General features: G+C 40.3%; 18 protein-coding genes and 1 tRNA gene. 4 read left to right on the forward strand and 15 right to left on the reverse strand.

Annotation, left to right across the window (positions count from 1 at the left end):
* Positions 1–100: 100 nt before the first annotated feature.
* Complete coding sequence (locus WMO43_RS13570) at positions 101–739, reverse strand: Crp/Fnr family transcriptional regulator (protein WP_177963467.1); 639 nt, start codon at positions 737–739, stop codon at positions 101–103.
* A 65-nt stretch (positions 740–804) separates the two neighbouring features.
* Here WMO43_RS13570 and WMO43_RS13575 point away from each other — a divergent pair, with 65 nt between their 5' ends.
* Complete coding sequence (locus WMO43_RS13575; RefSeq protein WP_353531544.1) at positions 805–1,728, forward strand: M23 family metallopeptidase; 924 nt, start codon at positions 805–807, stop codon at positions 1,726–1,728.
* Here WMO43_RS13575 and WMO43_RS13580 read toward each other — a convergent pair.
* The 9 genes from WMO43_RS13580 to WMO43_RS13620 all read right to left on the reverse strand — a co-directional run bounded on the left by WMO43_RS13580 (position 1,704) and on the right by WMO43_RS13620 (position 10,831).
* The gene (locus WMO43_RS13580; protein WP_353531545.1) at positions 1,704–2,402 is read right to left on the reverse strand and encodes a CvpA family protein; all 699 of its coding nucleotides are present in this window, start codon (positions 2,400–2,402) and stop codon (positions 1,704–1,706) included. The genes WMO43_RS13575 and WMO43_RS13580 overlap by 25 nt on opposite strands.
* A 13-nt stretch (positions 2,403–2,415) precedes the next feature.
* Complete coding sequence (locus WMO43_RS13585; RefSeq protein WP_177963469.1) at positions 2,416–3,624, reverse strand: DUF5711 family protein; 1,209 nt, start codon at positions 3,622–3,624, stop codon at positions 2,416–2,418.
* Between the two features lie 73 nt (positions 3,625–3,697).
* The gene (locus WMO43_RS13590) at positions 3,698–4,972 is read right to left on the reverse strand and encodes a LysM peptidoglycan-binding domain-containing protein (RefSeq protein WP_353531546.1); all 1,275 of its coding nucleotides are present in this window, start codon (positions 4,970–4,972) and stop codon (positions 3,698–3,700) included.
* Between the two features lie 163 nt (positions 4,973–5,135).
* A complete protein-coding gene (locus WMO43_RS13595; protein WP_353531547.1) occupies positions 5,136–6,077 on the reverse strand; it encodes a transketolase family protein in 942 nt (313 codons plus the stop codon).
* Entirely contained in the window at positions 6,065–6,901 is an 837-nt protein-coding gene (locus tag WMO43_RS13600; RefSeq protein ID WP_353531548.1) for a transketolase, read from the reverse strand. The genes WMO43_RS13595 and WMO43_RS13600 overlap by 13 nt, the downstream gene beginning before the upstream one ends.
* A 24-nt stretch (positions 6,902–6,925) precedes the next feature.
* Complete coding sequence (recR, locus tag WMO43_RS13605) at positions 6,926–7,522, reverse strand: recombination mediator RecR (RefSeq protein WP_353531549.1); 597 nt, start codon at positions 7,520–7,522, stop codon at positions 6,926–6,928.
* Between the two features lie 17 nt (positions 7,523–7,539).
* Positions 7,540–7,893, reverse strand: coding sequence for a YbaB/EbfC family nucleoid-associated protein (locus WMO43_RS13610; protein ID WP_177963474.1), 354 nt, complete (start codon positions 7,891–7,893; stop codon positions 7,540–7,542).
* 18 nt (positions 7,894–7,911) lie between these two features.
* Complete coding sequence (gene dnaX / locus WMO43_RS13615) at positions 7,912–9,480, reverse strand: DNA polymerase III subunit gamma/tau (RefSeq protein WP_353531550.1); 1,569 nt, start codon at positions 9,478–9,480, stop codon at positions 7,912–7,914.
* Positions 9,481–9,757: 277 nt separating this feature from the next.
* Positions 9,758–10,831 (reverse strand): 6-phosphofructokinase, encoded by a 1,074-nt coding sequence (locus tag WMO43_RS13620; protein ID WP_177963476.1) that lies wholly within the window; start codon positions 10,829–10,831, stop codon positions 9,758–9,760.
* Positions 10,832–11,198: 367 nt separating this feature from the next.
* Here WMO43_RS13620 and WMO43_RS13625 point away from each other — a divergent pair.
* The 3 genes from WMO43_RS13625 to WMO43_RS13635 all read left to right on the forward strand — a co-directional run bounded on the left by WMO43_RS13625 (position 11,199) and on the right by WMO43_RS13635 (position 12,390).
* Positions 11,199–11,285, forward strand: a tRNA-Ser gene (locus WMO43_RS13625).
* Positions 11,286–11,453: 168 nt separating this feature from the next.
* Positions 11,454–11,858, forward strand: coding sequence for an LptM family lipoprotein (locus tag WMO43_RS13630; protein WP_117613823.1), 405 nt, complete (start codon positions 11,454–11,456; stop codon positions 11,856–11,858).
* 295 nt (positions 11,859–12,153) lie between these two features.
* Positions 12,154–12,390, forward strand: a complete 237-nt coding sequence (locus WMO43_RS13635) for a DUF6061 family protein (protein WP_004843528.1) — start codon at positions 12,154–12,156, stop codon at positions 12,388–12,390.
* A 151-nt stretch (positions 12,391–12,541) separates the two neighbouring features.
* Here WMO43_RS13635 and WMO43_RS13640 read toward each other — a convergent pair whose 3' ends face one another.
* The 5 genes from WMO43_RS13640 to WMO43_RS13660 form a co-directional block, all read right to left on the reverse strand.
* A complete protein-coding gene (locus WMO43_RS13640) occupies positions 12,542–13,150 on the reverse strand; it encodes an ATP-binding cassette domain-containing protein (RefSeq protein WP_005608342.1) in 609 nt (202 codons plus the stop codon).
* A complete protein-coding gene (locus WMO43_RS13645) occupies positions 13,147–15,087 on the reverse strand; it encodes a DUF1430 domain-containing protein (protein ID WP_005608344.1) in 1,941 nt (646 codons plus the stop codon). Before WMO43_RS13645 ends, WMO43_RS13640 begins: the two co-directional genes overlap by 4 nt.
* On the reverse strand, positions 15,088–15,537 hold the full coding sequence (locus WMO43_RS13650) for a hypothetical protein (protein WP_004843525.1): 450 nt from the start codon (positions 15,535–15,537) through the stop codon (positions 15,088–15,090).
* A gap of 67 nt (positions 15,538–15,604) precedes the next feature.
* Positions 15,605–15,949, reverse strand: coding sequence for a broad-spectrum bacteriocin mediterrocin MdcF (mdcF, locus tag WMO43_RS13655; RefSeq protein ID WP_005608346.1), 345 nt, complete (start codon positions 15,947–15,949; stop codon positions 15,605–15,607).
* Positions 15,950–16,012: 63 nt separating this feature from the next.
* On the reverse strand, positions 16,013–16,483 hold a 471-nt coding region (locus tag WMO43_RS13660; protein ID WP_349212853.1), incomplete at its 5' end, for a DUF6040 family protein.

Raw genomic sequence — 16,483 nt, forward strand, 5'->3', positions numbered from 1 at the left:
ACCCAAACATCTTTATAGTGATAGAAAAAGGCTCCGAGAAACATGATTTCTCGGAGCGCTTTGTCTACAGTCTGAAATCCGTAACATATGTTACGGATTTTTATAAATACATTTCAAATTTTTCCCAGTCTGCGATCCTAATATCTCTTCCCTGTATCTCAAGGATTCCTTCTTTTTGCATACTTCCGAGTTCCCGCGACAGAGATGGCCTGGTCACATTCATATATTCTGCCATCTCTTCACGCACCAGATTTCCACGGATCGTTCCGTCGGTATTTTTTCTTTCAAACAGATAACGCACGATCTTTTCACGGATACTGGCACAGCCTAAGACCTTTACCTTCTGATTCATCAGATATGCCTTTTTTGCAAAAATCTCTAACATATTCTGCCAGAGCACTCTTGGGATCTCGCCCGCGATCTCAAGCACCTCTGAATCTTCGACTGCCTGTGCATCCATATCGTAGGCTTCTTTTCCGATAAATAAATAGACTTCCCCAAACAGATCTCCGGAACGTGTGATATCCGTCAAAAGGATCCGTCTGCCGGACATGGTGCTTTGCGAGATCGTAACCTTGCCCTGTATCAGAAGAAACAGACTCTTAGGTACGTCCCCCTCTAAAAAGACAAATGTCCCTTTTTCGTATTTTTTCCTTCTGCACTGCTCCTGCATCAGAATTTCTTCTATTTTCTGTTCGGTCATTCCGTGAAACAGTGGACTCTTTTTCCACACTTCCATTCCTTTTACTCCTATTTTCGTATCTTTTATCATATACTGTTATGAATTTATTTAAGGACAACGCCATGAAAAAACCACAAAAACAAACTTCTGTCATTACTTTAGAACTCTTCAGTCTGCTTATGGTATGCAGCCTGTTTGCCGGATTAAAATATACACAGTCGGCATCTACATCCGCCTCTGTTTCTAAGTCTTCTTCTGCTTCGGAGGGAAAACGCGACAAAAAGAAAGACAAGGATTTCATCAAATGGGTGAATTTCACCGTTCCCTACGAAGCTCTGTGCGTTGCCTATGATCTGGATGTCGAAAGTCACGATACTGACATTCCTCTCAACTGGATCGAACTGCTCGCCTATACTGCCACAAAAAACGGCGGCACTTTTTCTAACGAATCTGCCCGCTTTATCACACAGACTGCTACAGATCTGTCCAACCGCTCCACTACCATGAAAAAGCTCACAAAGGATCTGAAAAACTACGACTATTTTTTAGAAGCATATACGGCTGTCTTAGGCGGATATGTCGGAGAATATGAACTTGAAACCGAACCCGGCAGTAAAAAATACGAAAAGCACTACGGACTCAAGGCTTTTTCTCCGATTGCAAAAGGCTTTCCCTATGGTGATTTCGATGATTTCGGTACTGCCAGAAGCTATGGCTACAGCCGCCCGCACTTAGGTCACGATATGATGGGGCAGATCGGTACACCGATCATTGCCGTGGAATCCGGCTATGTCGAAGCCCTCGGCTGGAACCAGTATGGCGGCTGGCGTATCGGCATCCGCAGTTTTGATAAGAAACGCTATTATTACTACGCCCATTTACGCCAGAATTCCCCTTTTCAGAAAGGTCTGAAAGAGGGCAGCGTTGTGACTGCCGGCGATGTCATCGGCTATATGGGACATACCGGCTACAGCAAAAAAGGGGGACAGCAAGATCATAACCCTCAATCCCACAGTACATCCTACAATACATACTGCACCACATAAGCAACCATGTTGTCCTCATAGAGTGCTGTTAAAAACTCACTCTGCTGTATCATCGCCAACAGACTCTGTCCAAACGGAAATGCCTGCATCACCGCGACAAAATAGAAGAACAGCCAGACAAGCAGCAAACCATACAACAATCCCGCTCCTAAACCTAACACCTGATTGATTCCCTTTATTACCGGAAGTTCTGATGCGATATCCAGTACCCCACCGATCAGATGCAGTATGATCGCACATACGATCAGCGAAACAAAAAATGCAATGCCATCGACTGCTAACTGTGCTAACGGCTCTGCCATTGCTTTATAGACTCCACTGGTTTCAAGCACGCTATCGGCACCCTTTTCTACGTTGCCAAATAATTTTTCTTCGATGGATTTCGGAAGCCGGATGCCGTACTCCTCTAAAAGTCCGGTACTCTTTTCCTCTTTTTGGACAATCTGCTCTTTCGTGTCCTTTCGGACTTTCTGTTCGCACTTTGTCTCAACTTTTTGATAAATTTTCGTATTCTCTTTTAAAAAATTGCTGACATACGGCGTTGCCCATGCCACAAAAAGTACCGTAATTAACAGGGATGCCACGGAAAACAATACCCTCAGCAATCCGCGGCGGTATCCCTTGATCGTATGTCCTGCGAGTATGACCAGGACGACTACCAAAAGCCAATTCATAGTTTAACCTCTTTTATTTCAATTTTGCCTGTACCGTTTCTCCATCTAAGATAAAGGTATAACGGCTTGCTGTTCTGCCCGGAAGCACTTTATAAATGCTCTTATCCCAGGCTTCGTGGTATTTTTCCACGCCACGCAGCGTAAATATCGTACATTCGTTATCATTCAAAAGACACACTTCGTTATTATTTAAAAACTCTGCCTTCCGGTAAGTTCTTGAGAATGTTTTTTCTTTCACAAGCGCTCCCCTGTTGTCATAAATCTGCATACAGTACACATCGTTTTTTTCTTCTTTACTGCTGCTCTCATTATCTAAGATCAGCCCGATATATTTTCCATTATAGAAAATGGTCCTTAAACGGCTTCCATATTTAATGCTCTTTTTCTCCTGCGGTTTTCCGGACACCTCTAACAGCATCAGTTTCTGGTCGCTGACGGCGATCAGCTTGTCATTTCCCAAAAACTCAATCTGTGGGATAATGATATCGGAATATTTTTTAGTTCCTACCACATGATCGATCTTCTTTTCGCCTGCGGAATCAAAATTGTAAAAAGCAATGCTGCTCTTAATCGTTCCATCACTGATGTTCAACATGGACACCGCAAACCGTTTTCCATCCTTCGATAAGGCAATATCCATTGGATAACCGCTGTTTTCCACATGAAGCTCGCCCTCTGCAAGCGTTTTCCCAGCCTTATCACAAAGTTTCAGATAGGAGACACCGTTTTCTTCTAAGAGAAGAGCTACCGTTCCCTGCTCTGCTATCTTTACACGCACGATCGGCTTGGTTGTCTCGATCTTTCCGCAGAGTCCATCCTTGTCAAAAATATAGACTAACGTTCCCTTTTCATCTCCGATGGCGGCATACTTCGCGGACATCACCACAACCGGATCGCTCATTTCATAGCTCTGGTTCCATATCAGCTCGTTGGAAGTATCGGTGTAAAATGCTCCGTCATTGCTGTACTTCAAAATATTGCCCTGAAACTCCAGATAGGTATTCGCTGCACTGTCCTGCCTGTCCTCTGTTACTTTTGCCTCATGACTGTCATAGGTCCGCACCTGATGATATATATATAGCAAAAACCAGAGCAATATCAGGATTCCTAATACGATGCCGGCCCTTTTGAGCATCCGAATCCTGTGTTCTCTGATTTTCCTATCCATTTCCTCTATATCTACTTTTACCGTTTGGAATGGCTGTCTTCTAATTTCTGCCATGTATCATGTCACCTCTTTTTGTATTCCTGTCCATTATAACAAATATCGGTTTGCATGACACTAATTTTTCTCATTAAGGCAGATTTAATTTCTGACCCGCAAAAATTGTATCTGCATTTTCAATCTGATTTAATTCCTTGATACGCTCCACTCTGGATTTATTGCCATAAATTTTTGTACTGATGGATTCTAAAGAATCTCCGCTCTGTACGATATAATAGCCCTGTGCAAGTATCTTTTCTGCTTCACTCTGTGGCTGTGCTGCGGTTTCCTGCACTTCCTCAGAAGATTGCTCAGAAGATTCCCCGGCATTTTGGCTTTCTTTCTTATCGTTCTGTGCCACGTCCTGTTTGTTTTCGCTGTTTTCACCGTCTTTGGCTTTTTTCTTGTCTGTTTCGGACTTGTCCTTGGATTGATTGTCCCTGGCAGTATCTTCCTTCGCAGTGTCTTCTAACGGCTCCACTTTTCCATCCACGGTCGTAACGATCGTCTTGTCGTTATCCTTTGCCTGCTTTGCTTCGTTTTGTGTGAAGTTTCCTGCGATCAAAGAGACCGCCTCCTGAAGCTCATTGATCTTTTCATAGCTTCCGATACTGTTCACACCCATTACTAACGTACTTAACACCAGCACGGCACAGGCTGCATAGCCTACCATGCTCCAGCGTCCCCTGCCCGGTCTTGCCTGTGTGGCGATCCGTTCCCGATAGCTTCCGGTCGGCTCATCAAGCACTGTTTCCGTCACTCCTGCAGGATTTTTTGCCTCTTTATACTGCACCATGTATTCCTGCATTTTCGGATTCTGCTCATAAAAAATATAATAGCCTTCTTTTTTCCGCAGACTGCCCTTTTCATAGACATAAAAATTCTCTTCACGCTCCACATCATCTAACAACAGCAACAGCGAGTGCGGCTCTTTGAAATTCATCCGGTACACCCGCTCCATATCGGTCGTCAGTCTTGCCGGCATGCCTCCCGTGACGAACGCCCAGCCTAAGATCTGCAATGCCTTATCCGGGTCTTCATCGTCAAAATACTCTTTCATCTGTTTATAGGCAAATCCCCAGTGCTCCTCGCTATACTGTGGTAAGCCTTTTTCAAATGTCATATCATCTATGTAAAAAGCACCTCTTACGAAATAGTATTGCGTACCATGTTCTTCTTCCTGCGTTCCCACAAGAATTGCAACTTTCGGATTGCCTGCTTCCTCCCGGCTGCTCGGATGCAAAAAGGTGTATACGAAGTCTTCCACATAGATTTTATGTTCTCCACTCGGATTACCAATTTGTCTTAAGTTTCTCGGAAGCTTTATCCTTGGTGTCGCTTGTCCATCCTGTATGATTTCTATCATGGTGACCCCCTTTGCCTGTGGCAGTATTGTTAGGGGTATCATAGCATATTCCTTTTTCAGTTTTTGACAGCTTGTGTCGGAGTAAAAAATTTTCTTTCGGCAGGATCATACAAAAAGACTGCCCCTTTTACAAGACAGTCCCATGTTTTTTTCCATATTTCATTTATTTTGTAAATGCTTTTACTTTTTTGTAGATGCTTTCTGCATCCAGTCCGTATTTTTTGATCAACTCTACTGCCGGACCGGATTCTCCGAATACATCGTTAATTCCGATTTTTATCATTCTTGTCGGCTCTTTTTCTGACAGCACATCTGCAACTGCACTTCCAAGTCCACCGATCACGGAATGTTCTTCTACCGTTACGACTTTTCCGGTTTTCTTTGCAGAAGAAAGTACCAATTCTTCATCCAATGGCTTAATGGTATGGATGTTGATGACCTCTGCACTGATCCCGTCTGCTTCTAACATCTTTGCTGCCTCCATACTCTCATTGACACAAAGACCTGTTGCTATGATCGTAACGTCTGTTCCTTCTTTTAAGACAATTCCTTTTCCAAGCTCAAAATGATAATTCTCTTCGTCATTGATCACCGGAATTGCCAATCGTCCAAAACGAAGATATACCGGACCGTTGTGCTCATAAGCTGCTTTTACTGCTGCCTTTGCTTCTACACTGTCGCACGGATTGATCACTACCATGCCCGGGATGGTACGCATCAATGCAATATCCTCGTTACACTGATGGGTTGCTCCGTCCTCTCCTACGGAGATTCCCGCATGTGTCGCACCGATCTTTACATTCAGATGCGGATATCCGATGGAGTTACGCACCTGCTCAAAAGCACGTCCTGCTGCAAACATTGCAAAAGAGCTCATAAACGGTACTTTTCCACAGGTAGAAAGTCCTGCCGCGATTCCTGTCATGTTTGCTTCTGCAATTCCACAGTCGATATGCCGCTCCGGGAACTGTTCACGGAAAACTTTTGTCTGGGTTGCCGCTGCTAAGTCTGCATCTAATACAACGACTTCCTCATGCTCTTTTCCAAGTTCTACTAGTGCTTCTGCATATCCTACTCTTGTTGCTACTTTTTTTACTTCTGACATAATGCTTCACCTGCTTTCTCTAACTCCTGCATTGCTATTTCAAACTGCTCATCGTTTGGTGCAACACCATGCCAGTTCACAGCATTTTCCATAAAGGACACGCCTTTTCCTTTTACGGTCTTTGCAATGATCGCTGTTGGCATTCCCTTCGTTGCACGGGCTTCTTCAAATGCCTTTGCGATCTGTTCAAAATCATTTCCATCAATGGTAATCGTATGGAAACGGAATGCCTCAAATTTCTTATCTAACGGTTCCGGATCACAGATTTCGGAAATTGCTCCGTCGATCTGTAAACCGTTTAAATCTACGATCACAACAAGGTTGTCCAGTTTCCGGTAGCCTGCAAACATGGCAGCTTCCCAGATCTGTCCTTCCTGAATCTCACCATCACCGCACAAAGCATATACCCGGTAATCTTTTTCATCCATTTTTCCGGCAAGTGCCATTCCTACTGCCGCAGAAAGACCCTGTCCTAAAGAACCGCTTGACATATCCACACCCGGAATATGTTTCATATCAGGATGTCCCTGTAAGTAGGAACCCACATGACGAAGTGTTGTCAGATCTTCTACCGGAAAATATCCGCGGTGTGCCAGTGCTGCATAGAGTCCCGGTGCTACATGTCCTTTTGACAGTACGAAACGGTCTCTGTCCTCCATTTTCGGATTTTTCGGATCAATGTTCATCTCTTCAAAATAGAGATAGGTAAAGATGTCCGCTGCGGAAAGAGAACCGCCCGGATGACCCGATTTTGCACTGTGCACGGCAGCGATGATACCTTTTCGTATTTCATTTGCCTGTTTCTGCAATTCTAGTGTGTTCATTATTTTCTCCTCTTTCTAACCCTGTTATAATAGGACTCTGCCCTCTAAAGCCCTAAGCAGGGTAACTTCATCAATATATTCTAAATCTCCTCCTACCGGAACGCCGCTTGCGATCCGCGACACCTTAATTCCGGTCGGCTTGATGAGCTTACTGATATACATGGCGGTTGTCTCGCCCTCTAAACTGGAATTCGTTGCTATTATAACCTCTTCGACATGATTCTGCAACCTTTGCATCAGTTCTTTTAACCGGATGTCATTGGGACCTATTCCAAGCATTGGAGAAATTGCTCCATGCAGGACATGATAAACTCCCTCGTATTTTCCGGTTTTTTCATAAGCTGCCAAATCTCTGGTATTTTCCACGACCATGATCTGCTGTTTATTCCGCTTTGGATTGCTGCAGATCGGGCAGAACTCCTGATCCGTAAGCGTAAAACATTCTTTACAGTAACGCACATTTTCCTTTGCTTCTAAAATAGAAGCGGACAATTCTTTTACATTCTCTAACGGCATGTTCAAAATATGAAATGCCAGACGCTGTGCGGATTTCGCTCCAATACCCGGCAGATTGGATAGCTGCTCTACTAATTTATTAATTTGACTGCTGTAGTAATCCATGACTGCTCCTTAACGGCTTAAAACGGGAAGCCGCCTCCCATTCCGCCAAGTCCGCCTGTGATCTTTGACATGGACTGTGCAGAAATCTCCTCGATCTGGCGAAGTGCCTCATTGGTTGCTGCCATGATCAGATCCTCTAACATTTCTACATCATCCGGATCTACTGCCTCCGGATCGATCTTTACTTTTGTTACCTCACGGTTTCCGGAAACGGTTACCTCTACGACTCCGCCGCCGGCACTGGAAGTTACCTCTTTTTCCTGAAGCTCCTTGGTTGCTTCCTCCATCTGTTTTTGCATCTTCTGTGCCTGTTTCATGATATTGTTCATGTTTCCCGGCATTCCTCCCGGGAATCCACCTCTCTTAGCCATTTTCATTTCCTCCTGTTTTTATTCATCTTCTATGGTAATATCCATGTGGATCACATCTTTTAAATCCACATAACTTTCTTCAAACGGACGATTTGTCTCGTTTAACTGTATCCTGACATCGACCTGACTCTCTACCCGTCTTGCGATGGCATCCTCTAACTCTTTTTTATGTTCTTCCATATTCAGATAAGATGCTGCCATCTCATCCTCTAATACAACCATCAGTACGTTGTCTCCGCCAAGGGTCAGCCTTGCCGACTTCAAATATCCTTTCATCAGTCCCGGCAGTTCCTGCAAAATGGAGTTCCACGCTGCTACCGCCTGCTGTACATCCTCCGGTATCGCCTTTGGCAGTTCTTTTTTTATGGGCTTTGCTTCCGGCTGTCCTGCCGCTGCACTGCTGCTTTGTGTCGGTACTGATGCCACCGGGATTCCTTCTTCTAACGTCTTTTCGATTCTGCTGATCCTCTCTAAAACGGATGCTTCATCCCGCTCCATCTGCGGTCTGCATAGTTTTATTAAGGCGATCTCTATCAATATCCGCTTCTGGCTGGAGTATTTTACCTGATTTGACAGCTCCGAAAATATACGAATATAACGAAACAGTGTCTCTGCTTCTACCATTTTTGCTTCTTCTTTTAAAAGAGCAAGATTTTCCGCAGACATATCTAACACTTCTTCCATATCGTCCGAGCTTTGCACTAACAACAGATTTCTTAAATACCATGTGAAATCTGTCACAAACTGTCCGAGTTCCCTGCCCTGAATGATAATCTCTTCTAACTGCTCAATCGCCCCGACGATGTCCTGCCCCAGTATCCGTCTGAGCAGGCTGCTGAACACTTCGGTATCAACCGCTCCTAGCACTTCCAAGACATGTTCATAGGTCAGTTCTTCGCCTAAATAAAATGCGATACACTGGTCTAACAGACTCAACGCATCCCGCATCGAACCGTCTGCCGCTTTCGCAATATAGCGGACTGCCCGCTCCTCGGCTGTTACGTTTTCTTTTTCTAAGAGTTCTGTCAGCCTTGCAGAAATGGTCTCTATGGAAATCCTGTGAAAGTCATATCTCTGACAGCGCGACAATATCGTGATCGGTATCTTATGTACCTCTGTCGTTGCCAGAATAAATATAACATAAGATGGCGGTTCTTCCAAGGTTTTTAATAACGCATTAAACGCACCTATCGATAGCATATGCACTTCGTCGATAATATACACTTTATATTTTCCTTCTGTCGGTGCATATTCCACTTCTTCACGAATCTGCCGGATATTTTCCACTCCGTTATTGGATGCCGCATCAATCTCTATGACATTCATGGAATTGCCTGCCGCGATGGCACGGCAGGCTTCACAGGTTCCACACGGACTTCCATCTACCGGATGTTCGCAGTTCACTGCTTTTGCAAAAATCTTGGCTGCCGTCGTCTTACCGGTTCCCCGCGTTCCGCAAAAGAGATATGCATGTCCGATCCTGTCCGCTTTTATTTGATTTTTTAATGTTGTTACAATGTGTTCCTGTCCCTTTACATCCTCAAATTCCTGAGGTCGGAACTTTCGGTATAATGCCGTATAAGACATTTGAAATCCTCACTTCTATTCTTTCCCTTTTCCGAATCCCGGGTCAGAACTGTATTTTTGAAATCTATCGACTGCTTGCACAAAGCAATATTCCAAGTTTCCTTGTGCAGAACATTCCAATGAACCTCCGAAAACAGAAATCATGTGCACCAGTGGGTTTCATGATTTCCTGAGTTTCATTTCCATTGCACAAAAAGAAACTTTTCATATTCCTTTGTGCAATCATTTCAACTATATATATAAAAATACATTTCTGACACCTAAATCCGTGCACTCATTAATCGCCGAAGCTGATTCCCATACTCTTCGCTTCTTTTATCATCTGACACTCCGGGTCTACGCTCTTTAATTTTCCTGCAACGTCTCCTAACGGTACCCGCTTTGTCTTGCCGTTGACCATCGCGATCATGTTGCCATAGTCCTCATCCATGATCGCCTGTGCTGCTGCCGCACCCAGACGGCTGCAAAGAACGCGGTCATACGGACACGGACTTCCGCCTCTTTGTGTGTGTCCCGGTACTACTACCCGCACTTCTGCTCCGCTTTTTTTCTCTATCATATCTGCTAATTCATAGGATACGGATGGGAATTTGTAGTTTTTCAATTTTTCTTTATATTCTTTTTTACTCAGCTTCGCATCTTCTTTTGAAATTGCACCTTCTGCAACTGCTAAGATCGTAAATCCTTTTCCGGCTTTACTTCTTTTTTCGATCGCTCCTAAGACACTGTCGATGTCGTATGGAATCTCCGGAAGGAGTATGATATCTGCTCCACTTGCCACGCCTGCATAAAGGGTCAGCCAGCCCACCTTATGTCCCATGACTTCTACGATAAAAATACGATTGTGGGAAGCTGCTGTCGTATGGATGCAGTCAATTGCCTCTGTTGCAATATTGATCGCACTCTGGAATCCAAAGGTCACATCTGTTCCATAGATATCATTGTCAATGGTCTTTGGAAGATGTACCACATTCAATCCTTCTTCTCTTAAAAGGTTCGCTGTCTTCTGGGTTCCGTTTCCGCCTAAGATCACAAGGCAGTCCAAATTCAGCTTATGATAAGTGTGCTTCATCGCTTCTACTTTATCCAGGCCGTTTTCATCCGGCACCCGCATCTGCTTGAACGGCTGGCGGGAAGAACCTAAGATCGTTCCACCTTTTGTCAGAATTCCCGAAAAATCCGCTCCTGTCAAAAGACGGTAATTTCCATAGATCAAACCTTTATATCCATCTAAAAAACCATAAATCTCAAGCTGCTCACAGCTTTCACACAGCCCTTTGACCACTCCGCGCATAGCTGCATTTAAAGCCTGGCAGTCTCCGCCACTTGTTAACATTCCTATCCTTTTCATGCACACACATCCCTTCACACATTCTGCTGGTTCAGTTTTCTTGTTATGATACATAATCATAGTTATTATAATATATTTTTCCCCTCATAACAATATCTACCCGACAACTTCTCCTTGCAAACCCCCTAAAATGTGGTATAATGTACGCGTTGGCAATGAGCCGTGCAGTGACAGACTTACAGGATACTGCGTCATGCTTGCATGTAAGCAGTATTCTGTAAGTTTGTCACTATAGGGCGAAGCCCGCGAATGAGTAGCGTAAGCTACGAATACGCTCGGCGAAGATGGCACTAAGCCGAAGCCCGCGATGAGCAACGCAAGTTGCGAATACGCTCGGCGAATATGGCACTAGGTTGCCAAACCTTACGGAGACGTATCGAAGTGGTCATAACGAGGCGCACTCGAAATGCGTTTGCCCCTTTCGGGCACGCGGGTTCGAATCCCGCCGTCTCCGCTACAAATGCATGGTTGGAACGAACTCAAAAACAGCATTTAAATAAGCTGATGTATATTAAGGAAAAAAATATGCATCAGCTTATTTTTATGTTAACATTGTAATAGTAATGCGGAATTCATGTTTTTAGAATGAGAGAAATCGGAATTGATGGAGGTAGTGTGAATTATGAAAAAGATTGTATGTGCAATGCTATGTATTCTGCTTGTATTTAGTTTGAGTGCTTGTGGCGGAAATGTTAATGAAGTAAATACGCATAATGTAGAATCTGAAATATATTCTGAAGAGGACATTGCAGCTGCTATTGACACCATAAAAAAAGAGTTTAAGAGCAACTGGAATGGATGTACTCTTACAGAAATTTATTATGCAGGGGATGACAGCTCTAAAGACCATCAAGATTGGGCAGATAGGAACAATGCAGATGAAGTCATTGTTTTGCTATCTTCATTCGATGTTGATTCATCTGGAGGAGATGGTTCTCTGAATCCAAATAGTACATACAATGATTGGAAGTGGATTTTAGTTAGAACAAACGGCGGACAATGGCAACATGTTGACCATGGATATTAAAATAAATTCCAGTTGATATTTCACATATTTTAGGAAATTTAATAACTGTTATATTTAATTATCAAATTCTTCGCAAACCCTTGAAAATACTAAGTTTGTAGCAAGTGAGCTTTCCCTTACTCTTTCCCTTGTGTTATATTCTCACATTGGTTTTCATGAACCTTAATATGGGAAAAAATAAGGGAAAGAAAATTTCATAACACAGTATAACAATAACGACATGGTGAACTGATTGAAATGTTTTCGATATTTAACTCTATAACTGATTATTAAAAGAAAATGGAGATAAGATACGATGAGAACAATTTATGCAGAATACAACATAAATCACGATAGTATTGATGTTTACACAAGTGCCGGATATATGCTTCGCATTGATTGCTGGAAAGCTGAAAAAAATCTAAAAACCACATACGGATCAGAATGTGCGCTTACTTCATTGGCTGTGGATGAGCCTTTGGAATATGCAAGATTATATCTTGAGGGTAATTTACAGATGTGGGTAGATGCAGAAGACTCACTAGAGTTATAATCCTTATCCATATAAATAATATGCAAATATATATCCCATCAATATAGCGAATATACTGAAATAAAAGTATCTTTATAATCAATTTTAACCAAAAGAATATGTTCTTAGAGGAGGTGTCTCCCGAAAGAACATATTCTTCTATTATGGGTAATTATAAATATAGAACATGCTTTTCTTGTGCTACAATTTCTTCACTATGAGTTACAACAATAACTGTTTTTCCCTGTTCACTTAACTCATGCAATATATTCATAACAATCTCACTATTTTTTTTGTCTAAGGAACCAGTTGGTTCGTCTGCTAATACAATCGAACATTTCTTTAGCATTAAACGAGCTAACGCAACTCTCTGCTGTTCGCCACCAGATAATTGATAGACTTTTTTGTTAATTACTTTCTGTAAACCAACTTTTTCAAGAGCTTCATTTATTGAAATATCCGTTCTACCTGATTTTTTTATTATTTCTAGATTTTCTTTTACTGTTTTGTTTTCCAAAAGGGCAAAATTTTGAAATAAAAATCCAACAACTTCTTTGAAATATTTCTGCTTTTTTCCTTTTTTTGCCACATCAAAACCATTCACAATAATAGAACCTTTGTCAGGAGTTTCAATACCTCCAATCATATTAAGTAAAGTACTTTTTCCGCATCCACTTTCGCCACTAATTACCAAAAAACGGCTATCTGGAATTTCCAAATGAAAATTTTTGAACAAAATTTTATCATTATATGCTTTGCATAGATTTTCAATTGTTATCATAAGCAACCTCCTTTTAATGATTTCGGTATGTTTGTTTTTTCAACAATTGTGATATTAAAGAAAATAATTGTAAATTCTATTAGTGCCATAAATGAACTAACAAGAATGCTAATTCCTACTTCAGTCTGTACCGATAATAAAGAATAGATAAGCATACCTACTAATATCACAAAATTTTCCACTACAATCATTTTAAGAAGTGTTTTGTGCCGTTCAAATAAACTATATCCAAAGATTTTCATCAAGGAAATTTTCATTGCATTTTCTCGGAACTCTAGTCTACTTACTGTAACAATAATCATAATATTTAAAAGCAATACAATCGTACAAAGAGAACTTAAAAATCCCACGAGTTTTATTAAAAATGTGTGATTATATAAATACTGTTCATGTACGTTTGTAATTACTAGCTGATAATTTCCAAGCATATCTTCATACTTTTTGCTGATATTTCTTAGCTGTTTTTCATCACATTGAAATAAAACTGCTCCTGCTTTATAGCTTTCAAGATACCCACCATTGACTGCTAAATCTTTGTTTGCCTGATAAATAATTATCGGATTTTTGCTTTTTTCGATACCATTTATTCTACTTGTATCTAAATAGGAAAAGTATTCTGTTTCGCTATACTCTATGTACTGAATATTTAATTGTTGTAAATTATCATGATTTAAAACATGGCTCAAGGAGTCATAGGCTAATTGCTTGTTTTTAGCAAAATATCTATTCTTTGGAATGAAAATAATCAAATCAGAAGATTCATTCTCTACTGCATTTATCTGCTTCGTAAAACCTTGTAACATATCTTTTGCATGATTATTTACATATATCACATCATTTTTATCATTTAAAATATTCAAGCATATTACAGGCTTTAATGTGTTATATTCATTCTTGTATAGTTTATTCCAAAAAGCTTCTTCTTTTTCAGCATTAAAATCAGTAGTCTTTACGGTAAAATAATTTGCATCATAATATTCTTCTAACAAATGTTCATTTGTAAATAGGTTATTATGAATACTACTAATATTAGTGGTAATTGTAAAAACAGCGGCTACCCCTGCTATAAATTTTAACGAATAAATTAAAAAATCCACTCCTCTTTTGTGTGTTGCATTTGCGAATGCCTTTCTAATATCAAAAAAGCAAAAAGAACAATATGGAATAGTGGAAAGAATAATTCCAATGGAATATAAAATTGTGACGAGTCTATTCTCATATGCTCCCGATATATAATTTGACAGCAATATTTTTGCAACAATAAATAATGCAATGTCAAAAGTTACATCGAATAAAGCAGCCTTAAATGCTATGAAACCAGCACTTTCTCCTAAGGAAACTCGTACAACAACCTCTTTTTTTCGCCTAACCACTTCAATTACATTTAGAACAATCATCAATGCAATAATCATACCCCATATAATAAAAATCATGTCCTTTTCCGTAGAATTCCAATATTCTGGATAAGTTAAGCTATATTTTTCTGATAATTTCTGATATGCAGAGATAATATTGTCCTCATTTCCTATGTATGAGATAAAGTTTTCATAACCCACAGAGGTACTTTGCAATTCTGAGAGATTATGAAATTTTACTTTCGTAATTCCGGAAACTAAAGCGGTATATTCTGATTCTTCTATGTTTGCAGTATTTTTTAATGTTTGTCTGATTACTTTATCATCGCCATAAATATGAAGTGTTGAAAGGTATTTATTATTGATTTCATTGTACTGAGAAAAAATATGTACATCATTCTCCGTTGCAGTTTCTGATACATCTTTCAGAAACTGCGACATATCTTCACTAGCAACTTCATAGCGTGATGACGTAAAATATGCTGTAGAAAAGTTCCAAAGCTGATCTTGAAATATTTCAGATTGCATAAGTATTCCAAAAATCAGGAAACAAAACAAACATAAGTTTTTAATTGCTTTCATTTATTTCAACCCCAGATTCCATACTTTATTTGCTTTTTCAAATATCGTAGTCAATATTGTGCTATTTTCATCAACAATCCATTGATCTTCTTGATCTTCAGCTTTTTTGCTACTTGACAACATAATTTGAGTATTCAAATCCTTATAGTCATTAAATAGCACGCCTTGACTTATTCCTTGGTGAAATGGTTTTATCCAAATAATTAGTGCATATCGAACATCTGACTCAGCTATCGCAAGATTTCCATTCCAAAGCAAATAATCAGGGACAGACACACTATACTGGAATCCATCTTTATCTGTGTAAATTTTTACTCCAGATTCTTCTATTTCAGGGAAGTCTTTCTGAAATTCGTTATATGGTTTATAACTCCCGAAGTACCAAAATAAATTATAGCAACAGAACAAAATAACCAAAACAATTCCTATATATTTTATTTTTTTCTTCATTTATATACACTCCACAAAAAAGAGTGGTTGGAATTCCAACCACTCAGCCATTATCCCGAACCTTTGTTTAGTAGCTATTACCGTAGGTAATACTATTTCCTTTATGAGCAACCTCAATTTTAGACCAATTACCTTTACCAACATTTGAACCCGAAAAAGAACCATTTCCATTCTTGACATATGCGTAATGATCTTTAGTTGAATGATATGCGTGTGCATAATCTTCATTAATAGCAAGAGTATTATAACCATAAGTCAAAACACCTTTTCCGCCATCAGATGTAGTGCTCAATTCCCACTTTTTATCAAATGTCTTATTCCCGTTTGTAACAGAAAATGCCATTACTGGAATTGATGAAGAAATTAACATTGCACTAATAGCTACCCCTACAATCACTTTCTTTGCTCTCATAAGTTTTACCTCCTTTGATCTGCTGTATTTCTATTTATATTTTATCAAATATTTTGTATCTAGTCAATCAGTATCTTGACTTATATAGCGTCGAATTGTAAGATATATTCCTTGTAAAATTAACCAAAAGAACAACAGATTTATTGATAATGCTTTTTTAATTACTTCTCCAAAATAAATGATGACAGCCGCACTTGTCAGTATCATCAGTAGGGTAATAACATCCCAACAGTTTTTCTTATATAATTCTATAACCTTTATTTCTATCAGTATTGCCAGTATCCCTGTCCCTGCCACACATATTCCAACAACCAATATCATCAATAACCAATATATGATTCCGGCTATAATCTCATTTGGAATTTTTGTGCTGATTTGTGCCACAGATTGCCCGGCATCAATCGTCCAACCGATAAAAGTTTGTATGAATGATGCTGCATCATGGAAGAATGATTTGCAATCGGAAAGGAACACATCTGACTGTACTGCCTGAAAAAGAGTGGTTGTCAGCGAATACCATGCAAGAAGGAACAA

Origin of the sequence: Maccoyibacter intestinihominis, assembly GCF_040096355.1 — a bacterium.
Lineage (GTDB): Bacteria > Bacillota > Clostridia > Lachnospirales > Lachnospiraceae > Maccoyibacter > Maccoyibacter intestinihominis.

Excerpts from the sequence above, each read along its gene's own strand:
- WMO43_RS13570 (WP_177963467.1), bottom strand. The coding sequence starts at position 739 with ATGGAAGTGTGGAAAAAGAGTCCACTGTTTCACGGAATGACCGAACAG.
- WMO43_RS13575 (WP_353531544.1), top strand. The coding sequence starts at position 805 with ATGAAAAAACCACAAAAACAAACTTCTGTCATTACTTTAGAACTCTTC.
- WMO43_RS13580 (WP_353531545.1), bottom strand. The coding sequence starts at position 2,402 with ATGAATTGGCTTTTGGTAGTCGTCCTGGTCATACTCGCAGGACATACG.
- WMO43_RS13585 (WP_177963469.1), bottom strand. The coding sequence starts at position 3,624 with ATGGCAGAAATTAGAAGACAGCCATTCCAAACGGTAAAAGTAGATATA.
- WMO43_RS13590 (WP_353531546.1), bottom strand. The coding sequence starts at position 4,972 with ATGATAGAAATCATACAGGATGGACAAGCGACACCAAGGATAAAGCTT.
- WMO43_RS13595 (WP_353531547.1), bottom strand. The coding sequence starts at position 6,077 with ATGTCAGAAGTAAAAAAAGTAGCAACAAGAGTAGGATATGCAGAAGCA.
- WMO43_RS13600 (WP_353531548.1), bottom strand. The coding sequence starts at position 6,901 with ATGAACACACTAGAATTGCAGAAACAGGCAAATGAAATACGAAAAGGT.
- recR (WP_353531549.1), bottom strand. The coding sequence starts at position 7,522 with ATGGATTACTACAGCAGTCAAATTAATAAATTAGTAGAGCAGCTATCC.
- WMO43_RS13610 (WP_177963474.1), bottom strand. The coding sequence starts at position 7,893 with ATGGCTAAGAGAGGTGGATTCCCGGGAGGAATGCCGGGAAACATGAAC.
- dnaX (WP_353531550.1), bottom strand. The coding sequence starts at position 9,480 with ATGTCTTATACGGCATTATACCGAAAGTTCCGACCTCAGGAATTTGAG.
- WMO43_RS13620 (WP_177963476.1), bottom strand. The coding sequence starts at position 10,831 with ATGAAAAGGATAGGAATGTTAACAAGTGGCGGAGACTGCCAGGCTTTA.
- WMO43_RS13630 (WP_117613823.1), top strand. The coding sequence starts at position 11,454 with ATGAAAAAGATTGTATGTGCAATGCTATGTATTCTGCTTGTATTTAGT.
- WMO43_RS13635 (WP_004843528.1), top strand. The coding sequence starts at position 12,154 with ATGAGAACAATTTATGCAGAATACAACATAAATCACGATAGTATTGAT.
- WMO43_RS13640 (WP_005608342.1), bottom strand. The coding sequence starts at position 13,150 with ATGATAACAATTGAAAATCTATGCAAAGCATATAATGATAAAATTTTG.
- WMO43_RS13645 (WP_005608344.1), bottom strand. The coding sequence starts at position 15,087 with ATGAAAGCAATTAAAAACTTATGTTTGTTTTGTTTCCTGATTTTTGGA.
- WMO43_RS13650 (WP_004843525.1), bottom strand. The coding sequence starts at position 15,537 with ATGAAGAAAAAAATAAAATATATAGGAATTGTTTTGGTTATTTTGTTC.
- mdcF (WP_005608346.1), bottom strand. The coding sequence starts at position 15,949 with ATGAGAGCAAAGAAAGTGATTGTAGGGGTAGCTATTAGTGCAATGTTA.